Annotated in this window: 17 protein-coding genes; 9 read left to right on the top strand and 8 right to left on the bottom strand. The window is 69.7% G+C overall.

Annotated features, from left to right (window positions below):
- Positions 1-83: 83 nt before the first annotated feature.
- Genes KME77_RS08715 through KME77_RS08705 form a run of 3 tightly spaced genes read right to left on the bottom strand, consistent with a single transcriptional unit; the run spans position 84 to position 1,950 of the window.
- Positions 84-515, bottom strand: coding sequence for a CBS domain-containing protein (locus tag KME77_RS08715; RefSeq protein ID WP_219463776.1), 432 nt, complete (start codon positions 513-515; stop codon positions 84-86).
- A gap of 50 nt (positions 516-565) precedes the next feature.
- Positions 566-811, bottom strand: coding sequence for a sulfurtransferase TusA family protein (locus KME77_RS08710; protein WP_219463773.1), 246 nt, complete (start codon positions 809-811; stop codon positions 566-568).
- Complete coding sequence (locus KME77_RS08705) at positions 808-1,950, bottom strand: cysteine desulfurase family protein (protein ID WP_219463772.1); 1,143 nt, start codon at positions 1,948-1,950, stop codon at positions 808-810. Before KME77_RS08705 ends, KME77_RS08710 begins: the two co-directional genes overlap by 4 nt.
- Positions 1,951-2,157: 207 nt before the next feature.
- On the opposite strand from KME77_RS08705, the gene ctaC reads away from it, so the two are divergent.
- From ctaC to KME77_RS08685, 4 genes are all read left to right on the top strand, one after another.
- Positions 2,158-2,919, top strand: coding sequence for an aa3-type cytochrome oxidase subunit II (gene ctaC / locus KME77_RS08700; RefSeq protein WP_246609447.1), 762 nt, complete (start codon positions 2,158-2,160; stop codon positions 2,917-2,919).
- On the top strand, positions 2,916-4,577 hold the full coding sequence (gene ctaD, locus KME77_RS08695; protein WP_219463768.1) for an aa3-type cytochrome oxidase subunit I: 1,662 nt from the start codon (positions 2,916-2,918) through the stop codon (positions 4,575-4,577). The genes ctaC and ctaD overlap by 4 nt, the downstream gene beginning before the upstream one ends.
- A complete protein-coding gene (locus tag KME77_RS08690) occupies positions 4,577-4,990 on the top strand; it encodes a cytochrome c oxidase subunit 4 (protein ID WP_219463766.1) in 414 nt (137 codons plus the stop codon). Before ctaD ends, KME77_RS08690 begins: the two co-directional genes overlap by 1 nt.
- Positions 4,991-5,133: 143 nt before the next feature.
- Positions 5,134-6,363: a L,D-transpeptidase gene (locus KME77_RS08685; RefSeq protein WP_219463764.1), complete on the top strand. Its 1,230-nt coding sequence runs from the start codon at positions 5,134-5,136 to the stop codon at positions 6,361-6,363.
- Between the two features lie 43 nt (positions 6,364-6,406).
- On the opposite strand, the gene trpD is transcribed toward KME77_RS08685, so the two are convergent.
- Positions 6,407-7,456, bottom strand: coding sequence for an anthranilate phosphoribosyltransferase (gene trpD / locus KME77_RS08680; RefSeq protein ID WP_219463762.1), 1,050 nt, complete (start codon positions 7,454-7,456; stop codon positions 6,407-6,409).
- Positions 7,457-7,465: 9 nt separating this feature from the next.
- Positions 7,466-7,876, bottom strand: a complete 411-nt coding sequence (locus tag KME77_RS08675) for a hypothetical protein (RefSeq protein WP_219463778.1) — start codon at positions 7,874-7,876, stop codon at positions 7,466-7,468.
- 209 nt (positions 7,877-8,085) lie between these two features.
- On the opposite strand from KME77_RS08675, the gene ctaE reads away from it, so the two are divergent.
- Genes ctaE through qcrB form a run of 4 tightly spaced genes read left to right on the top strand, consistent with a single transcriptional unit; the run spans position 8,086 to position 12,318 of the window.
- On the top strand, positions 8,086-8,739 hold the full coding sequence (gene ctaE, locus KME77_RS08670; protein ID WP_219463761.1) for an aa3-type cytochrome oxidase subunit III: 654 nt from the start codon (positions 8,086-8,088) through the stop codon (positions 8,737-8,739).
- A gap of 14 nt (positions 8,740-8,753) precedes the next feature.
- Positions 8,754-9,563: a cytochrome bc1 complex diheme cytochrome c subunit gene (gene qcrC, locus KME77_RS08665; protein ID WP_219463757.1), complete on the top strand. Its 810-nt coding sequence runs from the start codon at positions 8,754-8,756 to the stop codon at positions 9,561-9,563.
- Positions 9,560-10,672, top strand: coding sequence for a cytochrome bc1 complex Rieske iron-sulfur subunit (qcrA, locus tag KME77_RS08660; RefSeq protein ID WP_219463756.1), 1,113 nt, complete (start codon positions 9,560-9,562; stop codon positions 10,670-10,672). The genes qcrC and qcrA overlap by 4 nt, the downstream gene beginning before the upstream one ends.
- The gene (gene qcrB, locus KME77_RS08655) at positions 10,669-12,318 is read left to right on the top strand and encodes a cytochrome bc1 complex cytochrome b subunit (RefSeq protein ID WP_219463755.1); all 1,650 of its coding nucleotides are present in this window, start codon (positions 10,669-10,671) and stop codon (positions 12,316-12,318) included. Before qcrA ends, qcrB begins: the two co-directional genes overlap by 4 nt.
- Before the next feature lie 297 nt (positions 12,319-12,615).
- Here the strand turns inward: qcrB and KME77_RS08650 are convergent, their stop codons facing one another.
- The 3 genes from KME77_RS08650 to KME77_RS08640 all read right to left on the bottom strand — a co-directional run bounded on the left by KME77_RS08650 (position 12,616) and on the right by KME77_RS08640 (position 15,591).
- A complete protein-coding gene (locus tag KME77_RS08650) occupies positions 12,616-12,903 on the bottom strand; it encodes an Lrp/AsnC family transcriptional regulator (RefSeq protein ID WP_219463754.1) in 288 nt (95 codons plus the stop codon).
- Between the two features lie 9 nt (positions 12,904-12,912).
- Entirely contained in the window at positions 12,913-14,613 is a 1,701-nt protein-coding gene (locus KME77_RS08645; protein ID WP_219463753.1) for a DEDD exonuclease domain-containing protein, read from the bottom strand.
- A 432-nt stretch (positions 14,614-15,045) separates the two neighbouring features.
- Positions 15,046-15,591 carry a GNAT family N-acetyltransferase gene (locus KME77_RS08640; RefSeq protein ID WP_219463752.1) on the bottom strand — a complete coding sequence of 182 codons (546 nt, stop codon included), beginning with the start codon at positions 15,589-15,591 and terminating at the stop codon, positions 15,046-15,048.
- A gap of 119 nt (positions 15,592-15,710) precedes the next feature.
- On the opposite strand from KME77_RS08640, the gene KME77_RS08635 reads away from it, so the two are divergent.
- A partial coding sequence (locus tag KME77_RS08635) for a serine/threonine-protein kinase (RefSeq protein ID WP_219463751.1) occupies positions 15,711-16,478 on the top strand: 768 nt, incomplete at its 3' end.

Genomic DNA, 16,478 nt, shown 5'->3' with positions numbered 1-16,478 from the left:
GGGCCGCCTCCTCCGGGATCCCTCCCCAGGGACGTACGTGTGTGCGGCGGGACGGTCGCGTACGGCGGCGGGCGTCTCCGGGCCTAGACGCCCGCGTAGACCCGGTGCACGAACGAGGCCAGCTGGTCGTCCGGCAGATGCTTGGCCAGGTCGGCCTCGCTGATCATGCCCACGATCCGCTCCCCGTCCATCACCGGCAGCCGCTTGATCTGGTGCTGCTCCATGCGCTGCAGCGCCTCCTGGACCGTGGCGCCTGCCGGCACCCAGACCAGCCCCACCGCCAGGTCCCCGGCCCGCGTGTGCGCCGGGTCGCGGCCCTCGGCCACGCACCTCAGCACGATGTCGCGGTCGGTGATGATGCCGGTGACGCGGTCGTTCACGCAGACCGGCAGCGCCCCCACGTTGAGGTTGCGCATCATCTGCGCGGCCCTGTCCAGGGTCTCGTGCGCGGGTATGCACTCCGCTCCCGGGCTCATCACGTCGCGAGCCGTCTCGTGCGGATGTCCGTCAGTCATCTCATCGCCCCCTCGATGTGTCCTGGGGGCGCCCCTACCCAGTTCCCGGGTCAGTAGTTGCGGCGCACGTGAATGGCCCAGCCGCCGCCCGCCAGCTCGTAGGAGCCGACGTGCTTGTGCGACTTCAGCCGGCACCAGGCGGGCACGTCCGTGAAGGCGGCCGGGTCGTCGGCCAGGACGGCGACCACGGCGTTGAGCGGGACGTGGTTGATCTGATCGGCGAGCATGATGATCGGGATCGGGCACTTCTTGCCGAGCGCGTCGATCGTCAGTGCGGGCTGGGTGACCTCGGTCATGCGACTCCTGCGTCCTGGCGGATTCGGCGCACCACGTCGGGCAGCACGGCGAGGAACCTGTCCACCTCGGCCGCGGAAGCGCCCCTGGGCAGTGACACCCGGACATTCCCATGCGTGAGCACGCCCATGGCTTCCAGAACGTGCGATGGACGAAGCGTACTAGCGGTGCACGAACTCCCGGACGATACCGCGAATCCGGCCTTGTCCAGCTCGGTGAGCAGCACCTCCCCGTCCACGTACAGGCAGGAGAAGGTGACGATGTGCGGGGCCCGCTCGACGGGGTCGCCGATCACCTCCACGTCCGGCACCACCTCGGGGACGGTCTGCCGGATCCGGTCCACGAGGGCCGACAGGCGGGAACGTTCCCGCACGGCCTCGGCCGTCATCGCCCGCAGCGCCGCGGCGGCCGCGACGACGGCCGGCACGTTCTCGAACCCCGGCACCCGGCGCCGCTCGCGCTCGTCCTCCGGCAGGTACGAGTGGAACCGCGTGCCCTTGCGCACCGCCAGCACCCCCACCCCGGCCGGGCCGCCCCACTTGTGCGCGCTGGCCGCCAGCACCGACCAGCCGGGCGGGACCGGCAGCCGCCCGGCCGTCTGGGCGGCGTCCACCAGCAGCGGGACGCCGTGCTCCCGGCACGCCTCGGCCACCTCGGGCACCGGCTGCAGCGTGCCCACCTCGTGGTTGGCCGTCTGCAGGCAGGCCAGGGCCGTGTCGGGCCGGGCGACGGCCGCCGCGAACGCCGCCGCGTCGACCCGTCCGCTCAGATCGACGCCCACGGTCTCGACCTCGCCGCCGGCGCGTTCGTGCAGGCCGGCCGCGTGCAGCACGCTGGAGTGCTCCACCGCGCCCGTCACCAGGCGGCGCCCGGCCCTGCGTCTGCCGTGTAGGGTGCCCAGCACGCCGAGATGCACGGCCTGCGTGCCCGAAGAAGTGAACGACACCTCGTCGGGGCGCGCGCCCAGCGCCTCGGCCACCTCCGTGCGGGCCTGCTCCAGCAGCAGGTGAGCACGGCGGGCCTGGCCGTACAGCCTCGCGGGGTCGGCCCAGCCGACGTCGATCGCCGCCAGGAGCGCCTCGCGGGCCTGGGGGTGGAGCGGCTCGGTCGAGGCCGCGTCGAAGTACGCCACGAGACCCATCGTCCCACTTGCGGCGCGCCATCGAGGGGCCGCGCGGGAGGGCGAGGCTGTTAGCCGCTAATGTGTCTGCAATCAGCTGTGCTTTTAGACATACGAGCGCCCGGAAGTGATTCCGGGCTTCATCTGTGGGGTAGGCGATCCGTGAGTCCGACTCGCCGTTCGACACGGCGTTCGTTGGCCCGGCGCAGAGTGTCACGCGCCGCCGCTTTGGCGTTGCTGCTGGCCTCCGCTACGGCATGTGCTAGAGACATTCCCGAGGCCGACTGGAGCCGCGGGCTGCTTCCCGAGCATGTGACCGGCCAGGGCGACATCGTCCAGAATCTGTGGAACGGGGCCTGGGTCGCCGCCCTGGCCACGGGCGCCGTGGTCATCGTCCTGATCCTGTGGGCGTGCTTCTTCCACGTGAAGCGCAAGGCCAAGGCCGAGCTCCCGCCGCAGGTGCGCTACAACCTGCCGATCGAGATGCTCTACACCTTCATCCCGCTGGTCATGGTCTCGGTGTTCTTCTTCTTCACCGCCCGTGACAGCCGGGACATGGAGGCGATGTCGCCCACCCCTGACGTCAAGGTCAAGGTCGAGGCGTTCCAGTGGAGCTGGCGCTTCACCACGACGGTCGGCGGCAAGACGCTGAAGCCCGTCGTCGGTCAGCCGGTGAGCGACTACAACCAGGGGCCGCAGCTTGTGCTGCCCGTGGGCAAGAAGGTGGAGTTCGAGCTGGTCTCGCCCGACGTGATCCACTCGTTCTGGGTCCCGGCGTTCCTGTTCAAGCGTGACGTCATCCCGGGCCTGCCGGAGAACAACAAGGGCCGCTTCTTCCAGATCGACACGCTCGACAAGCCGGGCGTGTACGCGGGCCGCTGCGCCGAGCTGTGCGGCGTCGACCACAGCCGCATGCTCTTCTCGGTGAAGCTCGTCAAGCAGGCTGAGTACGACCAGTACATCGCGACCCAGGCTGGGAGTGCCCAGTGACCGCCATCCAAGAGCCGCTCTCCACGACCTCCAGGCCCGCTCCCAAGGGCCAGGTGATCGCCAAGTGGCTGTCGTCCACCGACCACAAGATCATCGGGCACCTGTACCTGATCTCGTCGTTCGCGTTCTTCCTGATCGGCGGCGTCATGGCGCTGATCATGCGGGCCGAGCTGGCGCAGCCGCAGCTGCAGTTCGTCAGCAACGAGCAGTTCAACCAGCTGTTCACCATGCATGGCACGATCATGCTGCTGATGTTCGCGACGCCGCTGTTCGCCGGCTTCGCCAACGAGCTGATGCCGCTGCAGATCGGCGCCCCCGACGTCGCCTTCCCGCGCCTGAACATGGTGAGCTACTGGCTCTACCTGTTCGGCAGCATCATCGCGGTGTCGGGCTTCTTCACCCCCGGCGGCGCCGCCTCGTTCGGCTGGTTCGCCTACACGCCGCTGTCCAACGCGATCAGCTCGCCCGGCCTGGGCGGCGACCTGTGGATCATGGGCCTGGCGCTGTCCGGCCTGGGAACGATCCTCGGCTCGGTCAACTTCATCACCACGATCATCTGCATGCGCGCGCCCGGCATGACGATGTTCCGGATGCCGATCTTCACCTGGAACGTCCTGCTGACCAGCATGCTCGTGCTGATGGCCTTCCCGGTGCTGGCCGCCGCGCTGCTGGCCCTGGAGGCCGACCGCAAGCTCGGCACCCACATCTTCAGCCCGGAGAACGGCGGCGCGCTGCTGTGGCAGCACCTGTTCTGGTTCTTCGGCCATCCCGAGGTCTACATCATCGCGCTGCCGTTCTTCGGCATCGTGAGCGAGATCATCCCGGTCTTCAGCCGTAAGCCGATCTTCGGCTACATCAGCCTCGTGGCCGCGACGATCTCCATCGCCGGCCTGTCGATCACGGTCTGGGCGCACCACATGTTCCCGACCGGGCAGGTGCTGCTGCCGTTCTTCTCGTTCATGACGTTCCTCATCGCGGTGCCGACAGGCGTGAAGTTCTTCAACTGGATCGGCACGATGTGGCGAGGGCACCTGTCCTTCGAGTCGCCGATGCTGTACTCGGTCGGCTTCCTCATCACGTTCCTGCTCGGCGGCCTGACCGGCGTCATCCTGGCCTCGCCGCCGCTCGACTTCCCGCTCAGCGACACCTACTTCGTCGTGGCCCACTTCCACTACGTGGTCTTCGGCACCGTGGTGTTCGCGATGTTCGCCGGCTTCTACTTCTGGTGGCCCAAGTTCACCGGCAAGATGCTCGACGACCGGCTCGGCAAGCTGCAGTTCTGGCTGCTGTTCATCGGCTTCCACACCACGTTCCTGATCCAGCACTGGCTCGGCGTGATCGGCTTCCCGCGCCGCTACGCCGACTACAGCGCCGCCGACGGCTTCACCGACCTGAACTTCATCTCCTCGGTCGGAGCCTTCGTCCTCGGCCTGTCGGTGCTGCCGTTCATGTACAACGTCTGGAAGACGGCGCGCAGCGCGCCCAAGGTCACGGTCGACGACCCGTGGGGCTACGGCAACTCGCTCGAATGGGCGACCTCCTGCCCGCCGCCCCGGCACAACTTCTCCTCGATGCCGCGCATCCGCTCCGAGCGGCCCGCGTTCGACCTGCACTACCCGCGCGTGTCCGCCAAGGAGCCGGAGAAGGTGGAGGCCTGATGAAGGTCCAGGGTTGGCTGTTCCTGCTGTGCGGCCTGTTCTTCGCCGGCGTCGACGTCGCGTACTGGTTCTGGACCAAGGCGGAGACGGGGCAGGGCGAGCCGGTCGGCACCACCGCCATGGCCATCTCGGTCGGGTTCGCGTTCATGATCGGCTACTACCTGATGTTCACCGCGCGGCGCCTCGGCGCGCAGCCGGAGGACAACAAGCAGGCCGAGATCAGCGACGGGGCCGGCGAGATCGGGTTCTTCAGCCCGAGCAGCTGGTGGCCGCTGTTCCTGTGCCTGGCGGCGGCCTTCGCCTTCGCCGGGTTCGTGATCGGGTTCTGGATGTTCCTGATCGGCGTGTTCCTGGTGATCATGGCGATGATCGGGTTCGTGTTCCAGTACTACCGCGGTAACTTCTCGCACTGAGGTCGCGGCCTTTCAGCGGGTGTCCCGTTCTTTGCGGGGGACGCCCGCTTTTTGGTGTCCTTTACCAGGAAGCGCTCGTGGCGAATCGATCACTCAGGGTAATAAGGGAGGGATGGAGATCAACCTCGGACGGGGGAGCGCACGTGGGGCGCGTGGCTTGTGGATCGGCGGGGCTGCTGGCCCTGGCATTGCTGGCGGCCTGCTCGGCGGCCGGCGCTGACGGCTCGTCTGAGGCTCGTACTGATACGGCCGGGCTCGTGGTGCCGCCCATGGCGGCCTCGGCCGCCTCCGTGGTCGTCAGCCCCCTGGACAAGGCCGGGAACATCCCCACGGACCAGACCGTGGCCGTCTCCGCCCGGTCCGGCACGCTGAAGAGCGTCAAGGTGGACGGCGGCAAGGCCGGCGACCTGCCCGGCGTCCTCAGCGCCGACCGCACCCGGTGGCGCAGCACCCGCACCGCCCGGCCCGGCGCCACGTACACGGTCACCTCGGTCGCGGTCGGCGCCGACGGCAAGCGGGCCGAGACCACCAGCACCTTCTCCACCGTCCGCGCGGGCAAGGTGTTCGACGTCGAGGCGATGACCCCCAACAAGGACGACACCGGGCTGACGGTCGGCGTCGGCATGCCCATCATGATCACGTTCGACCGGCCGGTCACCGACCGGGTGTCCGTCGAGCGCAATCTCGTCGTGCACAGCTCCAAGCCCGTCGAGGGCGCCTGGCACTGGTTCGACGAGCGGCACGTGGACTTCCGCCCGACCCACTACTGGCCCGCCAGGACGAACGTCCGCATGGAGGCCCGGCTGGCGGGCGTGCGGGGCGGCGACGGCCTGTACGGCAGGCGCGACGTCACCCTCGACTTCAAGATCGGCCGCTCGCAGATCACCAAGGGCAGCACCCGCGACCACGTGCTGACCGTCCGCCGCGACGGCAGGAAGATCCGCACCATGCCGATGAGCGCCGGCCAGGGCGGGCAGTGGAAGTACTACACGACCTCCGGCATCCACCTGGCCATGTCCAGGGAGCGGGTGACCATCATGACCTCGCCCGGCATCGGGCCGGGCTCGCCCGGCTACTACCGGCTGACGGTCTACAACACCGTGCGGATCTCCAACAGCGGCGAGTACGTGCACAGCGCGCCCTGGTCGGTCGGCTCGCAGGGCAACTCCAACGTCAGCCACGGATGCGTGAACGTCAGCCCGTCGCACGCGGCCTGGTTCATCAAGAACACGCTGATCGGGGACCCGATCATCATCACCGGGTCGCCGCGCGAGCTGGAACCCACCAACGGGTGGGGGCACTGGCAGGAGAGCTGGAAGCAGTGGCTGAAGTGGAGCTCGCTGAAGGCGGGGCCGACGGTCCTGTTCGGATGAGCCGCCCCGCCCTCCGGGCGAGCCCGCCCTGCGGGGCCGGGGGTCAGCCGGCCGGGCGCAGGGAGCGGCTGGTCTCGATCCAGCGGTCCAGGGTCGCCGAGGCGCGCCCCGAGTCCACCGCCTGGACCGCCCGCGCGTAACCCTCGATCATGGCGGCGTCCAGGTCGTCCCCGGGCCCCTCCAGGGCCACCAGGGCCGCGGCGGCGTTCAGCAGGACGGCGTCGCGGACCGGGCCGGTCTTGCCGCGGACCAGGTCGTGCACGGCCTGGGCGTTGAAGGCCACGTCGCCGCCGCGCAGGGCCGCGGCGTCCGCGCGGGGGATGCCGAGGACGGCCGGGTCGAAGCTGGTCTGGGTGGCGGCGCCGTCGCGCACGACCCAGACCGTGGAGGTCGTGGCGATCGTCAGCTCGTCGAGCCCGTCGTCGCCGCGGAACACCAGCGCGGACACGCCGCGCTCGGCGAAGACGCCGGCCAGGACGGGCAGCATGCGGGCGTCGAACACGCCGATGGCCTGGGCGGCCGGGCGGGCGGGGTTGGTGAGCGGCCCGAGGAAGTTGAAGACCGTCGGTACGCCGATCTCCTTGCGGGGCGGCCCGGCGAAGCGCAGCGCGGGGTGGTAGACCGGCGCGAAGCAGAACGCGATGCCCGCCTCGCGGGCCACCCGCGCCGTCTGCTCGGGCGTCAGGTCGAGGCGGATGCCCAGGTGCTCCAGGACGTCGGCGGCGCCGCACGAGGAGGAGGCGGCGCGGTTGCCGTGCTTGACGACGCGGGCCCCGGCGGAGGCGGCCACGACGGCGGCCATGGTGGAGACGTTGACGGTGTGGGCGCGGTCGCCGCCCGTGCCGACGACGTCGACGACCGGGCCCTCGACCGTCAGCGGGGTGGCCAGGTCGAGCATGGTGCGGGCCAGGCCGACGACCTCGGCGACCGTCTCGCCCTTGGCGCGCAGCGCGATCGCGAACCCGGCGATCTGGGACGGCGTCGCCGACCCGGACATGATCTCCCGCATCGCCCAGGACGTCTCGTCCGCGGTCAGATGCTCACCCGACAGGAGAGCTGAGAGCAAAGCCGGCCAGGTCGTCCGGGCATCCACGGAAGGCACCTACTTCGCGTTCAGTCGGGTCGAGGAACGGGTGGACAGGCGGCGGCGCATCAGGTCGGCGACGGTGTCGGCCAGGACCATGGGCTCCAGCGGCCGCGGGACCACGGCCTCGGCCTTGGACCAGGCGGCCAGCCAGCGGTCGTCGCGCCGGGCGATGATCAGGCAGACGGGCGGGCAGTCGTAGACCTCGTCCTTGGCCTGACGCGAGACGCCCATGCCGCCGGCGGGCTGGGTCTCGCCGTCCAGGACGGCGACGCCGATCTCGCCGGAGGCCAGCCACTGGTGCACCTTGGGCTCCGTGGCGCACTCCACGATCTCGACGAGGGGCACGTCGGCGGCCGGGCGCCGGCCGATCGCCAGCCTCACCTCTTCCCGGGTGGCGGCGTCGTCGCTGTAGACGAGCACCTTCATCGTCTCGCCGGTGCTCCCCGTGGTGGTCACTGTCGCGCTCGCTATCGGTCGTAGCTGTAGGGTCACCTGGGATCGTACCGGTGCCCAGGCGTGCAATCCCAGGCCGCGGGGTCTGTGGGGCGATTTGAGCCCATTTTGTTGAGCTTGCGGGCATGTTTGTTCCTGCTAACGGGGGGTCGTGCGCCGGACCGCCCACTGGAACCGCAATAATGCTGCCCGTGGCGACAGCATCCGCAATAACTTCGACGACGGCAGCCCAGCCGTACCGCAGACCCAACCTGGTCAGCGTCGGTACGATCGTGTGGCTGTCCTCTGAGCTCATGTTCTTCGCGGCGCTGTTCGCGATGTACTTCACCATCCGGTCGGTGAGCGAGGGCAACGGCCTGGAGTGGGGCCCCTCGCTCCACCCCGTGGGCGTGGTAGCGGCCGAGGGCGCTCACCTGAACATCCCGTTCGCGACGGTCAACACGATCATCCTGGTGCTGTCCTCCGTGACGTGCCAGATGGGCGTGTGGGCCGCGGAGAAGGGGCAGGTAGGCAAGCTTCGCTTCTGGTACGTCGTCAGCTTCCTGATGGGCGCGGTCTTCGTCGGCGGTCAGCTGTACGAGTACGGGGAGCTGGCGAGCGAGGGCGCGACCCTGTCGGCCAACGCCTACACCTCCGTGTTCTACCTGACGACGGGCTTCCACGGCCTGCACGTGACGGGTGGCCTGATCGCGTTCCTGTTCATGCTGGGACGCACGTACGCCGCGAAGCGCTTCACGCATGAGCAGGCCACCAGCGCCATCGTCGTGTCCTACTACTGGCACTTCGTCGACGTCGTCTGGATCGGTCTTTTCGCGACCATCTACATCATTCGTTAAGGAACGGGATCTCTGTGACTAGGATCACCGCTTGGCGGCGGCATCCCCTCGCGAGATACGCCGTCCTGATTTTCGCCCTGGCGCTGGTCGGGATGGCATACACGGCCTTCGCACAGGCTTCCCAGCCCGCCGACGCGGCGCTCGCGTCCGGCAGGGTGGACGACGTGGCGGAGGGCAAGGCTCTGTTCGAGGCCCACTGCGGAAGCTGCCACGGGCTCAACGCCCAGGGCACCGGCACCGGCCCGACCCTCATCGGCGTGGGCGCCGCGGCCGTCGACTTCCAGGTGAGCACCGGGCGCATGCCCGCCGCCGACCCGGGGGCCCAGGCGCCGCGCAAGCCGCAGCCGCAGTGGGTCAACGAGGACGCGATCCGCAAGCTCGGCGCGTACGTGCAGTCGCTCGGCCAGGGCCCGACGGTGCCCAGCGCCGAGCAGGTCGACCCCAAGCTCGGCGACGCCGGCAAGGGCGGCGAGCTGTTCCGCGCCAACTGCATCCAGTGCCACAACTGGGCCGGCGCCGGTGGCGCGCTCACGCAGGGCAAGTACGCGCCCAACCTGAACGAGTCCTCTCCCACGCAGATCTACGAGGCGATGATCACCGGCCCGCAGGCGATGCCGGTCTTCAACGACTCGACGATCACGCCTGAGGAGAAGCGCAGCATGATCGCCTACATCACTCAGGTCCGCGAGCAGAAGGATCCGGGCGGATTCGGCCTCGGCCGCATTGGACCCGTGACCGAAGGTCTCGTAGCGTGGATCGCGGGCCTGACCGCCCTCGTCCTCTCGGCCATCTGGATCACCGCGAAGAAGCGACAGAAGTCATGACAGACAACGAGCACGAGATCGAGCAGCCGGACGAGCGCGTACCCAAGCGCGTCATCGGCACCCCCGCCCCGGGCACCTCGCTGCTCGGCGAGGCGGAGCCCGCCGACGAGGACGTCGAGGTCCCCGGCGTCACGCTGCAGGACGAGCAGAAGGCGCGCAAGGCCGAGAGGATCGTGGCGCTCTGCTTCTTCGTCACGTTCCTGGCCGCGGTCGCCTTCATCATCAGCTACGTCTTCTTCCAGGTGGGCAGCCCGGAGAGCACCGGGGTCTCCAACCTCGCGCTCGGCGGGACGCTGACGCTGGCGCTGCTGGGGCTGGCCGTGGGCATCGTGGTCTGGGTGCGCCAGATCATGCCCAAGTACTCCCTCGTCCAGGAGCGCCACCCGATGGTGTCCCCGGCCGACGACCGCGAGTACGTCGCCGACACCTTCGTCCGCGGCGCCAACGAGAGCGGCTTCGTCAAGCGCAAGCTGCTGCGCCGCACGCTGCTGCTGGCCGCGGCCCCGCTGGGCCTGGTCCCGCTGGTGCTGCTGCGTGACCTCGACAACTCCAAGATGCCCGGCGCCCGGTTCAACAAGACGCTGCGGCACACCGTGTGGGGCGAGAAGACCAAGGACGGCAAGCCGCTCAAGCTCGTCGTCGAGGGCACCGGCCAGCCGATCCGCGCGGCCGACTTCAACTCGCCGGGCGGCATCCTGTCGGTGGTGCCCGAGGGCTACGAGCACGACCTGAACGCCCTGGCCAAGGCGACGCTCATCCTGATCAAGTTCCGCCCGGAGGAGATCAAGTCGGGCGTCAACCAGAACTGGACGCACGACGGCATCGTCGCCTACTCCAAGATCTGCACGCACGTGGGCTGCCCGGCGGCCCTGTACGAGCAGACCACCCACCACATTCTCTGCCCCTGCCACCAGTCGACGTTCGACGCGGCCGACGGCGCCAAGGTCATCTTCGGCCCGGCCGCCAGGCCGCTGCCGCAGCTGCCGATCGCGGTGGACAGCGAGGGTTACCTCGTGGCCCAGGGCGACTTCAAGGTGCCGCCGGGGCCCAGCTACTGGGAGCGCGGCGACGCCGAAGCAGAGGCTCGCGCCAAGGGAGGCCAGGCATGAGCGAGCTGACCACCGTACCGAAGGCCATCGGGGGGCCGTCCAACTACCTTGACGAGCGGCTCGGGGCGGGCAACTTCCTCAAGCGCAACCTCCGCAAGGTCTTCCCCGACCACTGGTCGTTCCTGCTGGGCGAGATCGCCCTGTACTCCTTCGTCATCCTGCTGCTGACCGGGACGTTCCTGACGCTCTGGTTCAAGCCCAGCATGATGGAGATCGAGTACGCCGGCTCGTACGCCCCGCTGCGCGGCGTCATGATGTCGGAGGCCTACGCGTCGTCGCTGGAGATCAGCTTCGACGTCCGTGGCGGACTGCTCATGCGGCAGATGCACCACTGGGCGGCCCTGCTGTTCGTGGCCGGGATGACGGTCCACGCGCTGCGGGTGTTCTTCACCGGCGCCTACCGCAAGCCGCGTGAGCTCAACTGGATCATCGGCGTCCTGCTGCTGACGCTGGCGCTGGCCGAGGGCCTGACCGGCTACTCGCTGCCCGACGACCTGCTGTCCGGCGCCGGTCTGCGGATCACCGAGGGCGTGGCGATCTCGCTGCCGCTGGTGGGGACGTACATCACGTTCTTCCTGTTCGGCGGCGAGTATCCGGGTGAGGATGTCATCGCCCGGTTCTACTCGCTGCACATCCTGCTCATCCCGGGCATCATCCTGGCGCTGGTGTCGGCGCACATGGTGCTCATGTGGATGCAGAAGCACACCCAGATGCCCGGCAAGGGGCGCAACAACCACAACGTGGTCGGCGCGCCGTTCTACCCGGCGTTCATGGCCAAGGCGGGCGCGTACTTCCTGTTCACCTTCGCGGTGATCGCGGGGCTGGCGACGTTCGCGCAGATCAACCCGATCTGGCTGTTCGGGCCCTACACACCGGCCGACATCTCGGCCGGCTCCCAGCCCGACTGGTACATGGGCTTCCTCGAAGGCGCGCTGCGCATCATGCCTTCGTGGGAGATCAACATGTTCGGCACGGCCAACGCGGGCACACTGCCGCTCAGCGTCATCATCCCGGCGCTGGTGCCGATGGGCATCATCATGACGGGCCTGGCACTGTACCCGTTCCTGGAACAGTGGGTGACCGGCGACAAGCGTGAGCACCACGTCGCCGACCGCCCGCGCAACAACCCGCACCGCACCTCGATCGGCATCTCGGCCATCACGTTCTACGGCCTGCTCTGGCTGCTGGGCGCCAACGACGAGATCGCGGCGAACTTCCACGTCAGCCTGAACTGGACCACCTACGTCGGCCGGGTGCTGATCTTCGTGGGGCCGGCGCTGGCCTACCTGATCACCTACCGGATGTGCCTGGGGCTGCAGCGCTACGACGCGGGCGTCATCTCGCACGGCGTCGAGTCGGGCGTCATCAAGCGGCTGCCGCACGGCGAGTTCATCGAGGTGCACACGCCTCCGGCGGACGACATCGAGGCGCACGTCCGGGGCAAGCGGCCGGTGCTCATGCTCCCGGTCGACGACGACAGCTCGGGCATCCCGCCCAAGGGCATGCGCGGCCCGCTGGGCAAGCTGCGCGGCCTCATGTCGAAGGCGTACGGGGGCGAGAAGATCCCCCTGGACGACGGGCACGGCGACGGCGACGGGCACGCGGCCATCGGCGAGGGCAGCGACGACCACACGCTGACCCGCTAGCCGGCGAGCGACGAGCGCGGGCCCGGACAGTTGTCCGGGCCCGCGTTTTCGCGTCTCGGCGGCTTGTCGGCGGCTCTCAGTGGCTCTCAGTGGCTCTCAGCGGCATGGTGTGGCGATGCGGTGGGCCACGGGGTACGGCGAGCAGCGGAAACGGCGCACGTCAGCGCCAGGGGAAGCCCTGGTCTCACCGTCTCGTAACGGCGCCCGGCCCCGCATCACCGGAGGAGCGTCTCCCTGGACAGGCGCCGGCCCCGTGCGGAGGGTGGGCCCTCCCGTGCCTGCCGTAAGAAAGCGTTATTAATCGGTCTCGGCGAGGCCGATCGAGAAGGCGGCGTCAAGGTCGTGCTTGCTGTAGGTGCGGAACGCCATGTGGGTCTCGGTGTGCAGCACTCCGGCCACCTTGTTCAGCCGCCCCGCGATCACCTCGGCGACCTGCTCGTAGTGGGTCACCCGCACCATGGCCAGCAGGTCGTACTCGCCGGTGATGGAATACACCTCGCTGACCCCGTCGATCTCGGCGATCGTCTGGGCGACCTCCGGGATCCGGTCAACCTCGGCGTTGATGTGGACGATAGCCGTGACCATGGGCCAACTCTAGCGGCCCCGATCAAGCCCCCGGTAGGCGAGGTCGATGCGCGCCTTGTGGCGGGCCGCGCCGTGGGCGGGCAGGCTCCACTCGCCCTCGACCTCCACCAGCCGGACCCCCGGCGACTCCAGCCAGCGCAGGATGCACTCGGTCTCCTCGGCGCTGGCCGCGTGGACGGGACCAGGGCCGGGGATGACGGTCTCGGCGGTGGCCACCAGGGACTCGACGAAAGGGACCGGGTGGGCGCCGCGCGGCATGACGCCCGCCGCCGACAGCCGCCCGTAGCGGACGACGTGGATGTCCCAGCCGCCGTCGAAGGCCGGGCTGGCGGCGATGAGCTGCGGGATGCGGGTGATGGCCGTCAGGCGCTGCATGCGGGCCGCGGCGCGGACGAAGGCGGCCAGACGGTCACGGTCGACCGAGGCCTCCTCGTAGCGCTGCTCGACCGCCAGCCGCTCCATGCGGGCCGAGACGGCGGTGAAGACGACGTCGGCGTCAAGGGTCATGGCGCGGCGGGCCGCCTCCACGTGCAGGGAGTAGTCGGCCTGGCTCTCCCGGCCCGCGCAGGGCGCGCCGCAGCGGCCCATCTCGTGCAGGACGCACGCGGCGCGCGGCGTGCGCAGGCTGATCGGCTGCGTGCACTGACGCAGCGGCACCGCCTCGTGCAGAGCCGTACGGGCGTCGTCGGCCAGGCGGCTGTTGCTGAACGGCCCGAGGTAGGCGGCGCCGTCGTCCTTCAGGTCACGCACGATCGACAGGCGCGGGAACGGCTCGGAGGTCAGCTTGAGCCAGACCATCTTCTCCGGGAAGCGGGACCGGCGGTTGTAGCGGGGCTTGGCGCCGCCGATCAGGCGCAGCTCGCGCACCTCCGCCTCCAGCCCCGTGGCGCAGACGATGTGGCGGACCCGCTCGGCGATGCCGATCATCTCGCGGATGCGCGGGCGGGTCTCGCTGGCGGTGAAGTAGGAGCGTACGCGGTTGCGCAGGTTGGTGCTCTTGCCGATGTAGAGGACCTCGCCGCGTTCGTCCTCGAACAGGTAGACGCCGGGGGCGTGCGGCACCGACTCGCCCAGATGACGCTTGCGCTGCTGCTCGGGGGTCGGCGCGCGGACGAACGACTTGAGTTCCTCCAGCGTGTGGACCTGGAACGATCCCGCCCGCTCGATCAGCCCGTGCAGCACGTGGACGGTGGCCCTGGCGTCCTCCAGGGCGCGGTGGCACGGGTCGGTGGGGCTGCGGAAGAAACGGGCCAGCGTGGACAGCTTGTGGTTCGGCGTCTCGTCCCGCGTCAGCACCCGCCGGGCCAGGTCGACGGTGTCGACCACCGGGTTGACCGGCGGCGGATAACCATGCGCGGCGCAGGCAGCCTTGACGAACCGGGTGTCGAAACTGGCGTTGTGGGCCACCAGCGTCGCGCCGCGGATGAACTCCAGGAAGCTCGGCAGCACCGCCTCGATGCGCGGCGCGGCCACCACCATCGCGTCGGTGATGCCGGTCAGCACCGAGATGAACGGCGGGATCGGCCCACCCGGATCGACCAGCGTGGAGAACTCACCCAGCACCTCACCCGCCCGCACCTTGACCGCGCCGATCTCGGTGATCATGTGCTCGGCGGGGGAGCCGCCGGTCGTCTCCAGGTCGAACACGACGAACGTGACGTCGCTCAGCGGCGTGCCGAGCTCGTCGAGGGTGCCTTGAACCGGATCCACGAACCAAGACCATAGAGCCGACGACCGACAGTTATGCCAAACCGCCCACCACAAAGGGCCTCCGCAGCCCGCCCGTTGCCGTCTGGGTGGTTGGCCGTCTGATGTCCGCCCTGACCACAAAGGGCCTTCGTTCCACTCCGGGCGCTTTCCAGTCGGGCCCAGGCCCGACCCCTGTCGGGCCTCGCTACCGCTCGGACGCCCCCTGGCGCGGCTCCGCCGCGCGCCGCCCGACCTCTCAGCCGCACCCCTCCGACCGCGCTCACCCGCCCGCCCCGGGCCTTCGACGACCAGGCGACCAGGCGACCAGGGGCGATGTGCACCGTTGCGGTCACCGGATGCCCGAACGCCCCGACCTTCTGACGATCACGGCCGGACACCCGACGAACCGATCATGGCCAGACACCCGACGGACGGGACAGCAGGTGATGCGTCTCAGCGCAATTCCTTCACCATGACCGCGAACACCGGCGCCCCCGGCAACGGATTGCGCTTGTCGCCGACCTTGTGCCATCCCCACTTGCGATAAGCGATCACAGCAGGCGTGGCGGCCGGCAGCACGGTCAAGGTCGCCCGTTCTTCCTGCCTGCCGCTCAACAGCAGGCCGTGAATGTTCTCCGCCACGTGCCGGCGCCGCCACGACGCTCCCACCAGCAGCTCGACCAGCGCCCAAGTACGGCCCGGACGCTCCACGGTGATCTCCTCGGGCAGCGGCGTCACCAGATCGCGCCACCACGGCGTGGTCGGTCGCAGCGTCACCCCGAAGCCGAAGGCGACCAGGCGACGGCCCTCCCGGGCGCTGATGAGCCGGTATCCCTCCTGCCGCCGCTGCACGTCGAAGCGTTCCCTGAACAGTTCGGCGTGCTCCGGCCCCCACCCGTACGGCGGCTCGGCGTAGACCTGGGTGTAGAGCTCGCTGAGCTCGTCCAGCTGCTGGGCGGCCTGCTCGCCGGTCAGCGACTGGTAGTCAATGGCGGGCAACGAGTTCACGCTCCCTCTCCGGGCCGGTCCTCCGGAGGTGATCCCCGGAGCGATCGAGAGGCGGCCGGTGTACTCGTGACAGTTAACCGCCGCCCATGATCATTAGTTACCCTTCGTCTATGTCCGGGGGAACACTGGCCGGCCGCTACTCCCTGCTGCAGCCGCTCGGCAGCGGTGGCATGGGCAGGGTGTGGCTCGCCAAGGACGAGATGCTTGACCGCGAGGTGGCGGTCAAGGAGTTGACGCTGCCCGAGGGCCTGTCCGCCAAGCAGCGGTCCGACCTGGTCACCCGGGCGGTGCGGGAGGCGCAGGCCACCGCGCGGCTGCGGCACCCGGGCATCGTGGCGCTGCACGACGTCATCGTGGAGCACGACCGGCCGTGGCTGGTCATGGAGCTGCTGCGGGGGCGGACGCTGGCCGACGCGGTGCGTGAGCGCGGGCCGATGCCGCAGCAGCAGGTCGCCTCGATAGGCGCGGCCGTGCTGGACGCGCTGGCCGCCGCGCACGCGCAGGGGATGCAGCACCGGGACGTCAAGCCGGGCAACGTGTTCCTGACCGACTCGGGGCGGGTGGTGCTCACCGATTTCGGCATCGCCAGGCAGGAGGGCCAGGCGACGCTGACCGAGAAGGGCCTGATGATCGGCTCGCCGGGCTTCATCGCGCCGGAGCGGCTGGAGGGGGAGCAGGGCGGCCCCGCCAGTGACGTCTGGTCGCTGGGCGCGACGTTGTTCACGGCGCTGGCCGGCGCGCCCGCGTTCGACGGGACGGCGGCCGAGCGGATCCGGGCCACGCTGACGCAGCCGACGCCGGTGGCGGGCGGGCCGCTCGGCGTCGTGCTGGCCGCCATGATGGCCCGTCAGCCCGCCGCCCGGCCGGACGCGCGGGCG

Source organism: Nonomuraea rhizosphaerae, assembly GCF_019396405.1.
In the GTDB taxonomy this organism is placed as follows: Bacteria; Actinomycetota; Actinomycetes; order Streptosporangiales; family Streptosporangiaceae; genus Nonomuraea; species Nonomuraea rhizosphaerae.
This window is presented reverse-complemented; position numbering and strand designations above follow the sequence as displayed.

Bases quoted from the DNA above. Each gene is read 5' to 3' on its own strand.
- KME77_RS08690 (WP_219463766.1), top strand. From the start codon at position 4,577: ATGAAGGTCCAGGGTTGGCTGTTCCTGCTGTGCGGCCTGTTCTTCGCC.
- KME77_RS08705 (WP_219463772.1), bottom strand. From the start codon at position 1,950: ATGGGTCTCGTGGCGTACTTCGACGCGGCCTCGACCGAGCCGCTCCAC.
- KME77_RS08650 (WP_219463754.1), bottom strand. From the start codon at position 12,903: ATGGTCACGGCTATCGTCCACATCAACGCCGAGGTTGACCGGATCCCG.
- ctaE (WP_219463761.1), top strand. From the start codon at position 8,086: ATGCTGCCCGTGGCGACAGCATCCGCAATAACTTCGACGACGGCAGCC.
- KME77_RS08675 (WP_219463778.1), bottom strand. From the start codon at position 7,876: ATGAAGGTGCTCGTCTACAGCGACGACGCCGCCACCCGGGAAGAGGTG.
- qcrA (WP_219463756.1), top strand. From the start codon at position 9,560: ATGACAGACAACGAGCACGAGATCGAGCAGCCGGACGAGCGCGTACCC.
- KME77_RS08715 (WP_219463776.1), bottom strand. From the start codon at position 515: ATGACTGACGGACATCCGCACGAGACGGCTCGCGACGTGATGAGCCCG.
- KME77_RS08710 (WP_219463773.1), bottom strand. From the start codon at position 811: ATGACCGAGGTCACCCAGCCCGCACTGACGATCGACGCGCTCGGCAAG.
- qcrB (WP_219463755.1), top strand. From the start codon at position 10,669: ATGAGCGAGCTGACCACCGTACCGAAGGCCATCGGGGGGCCGTCCAAC.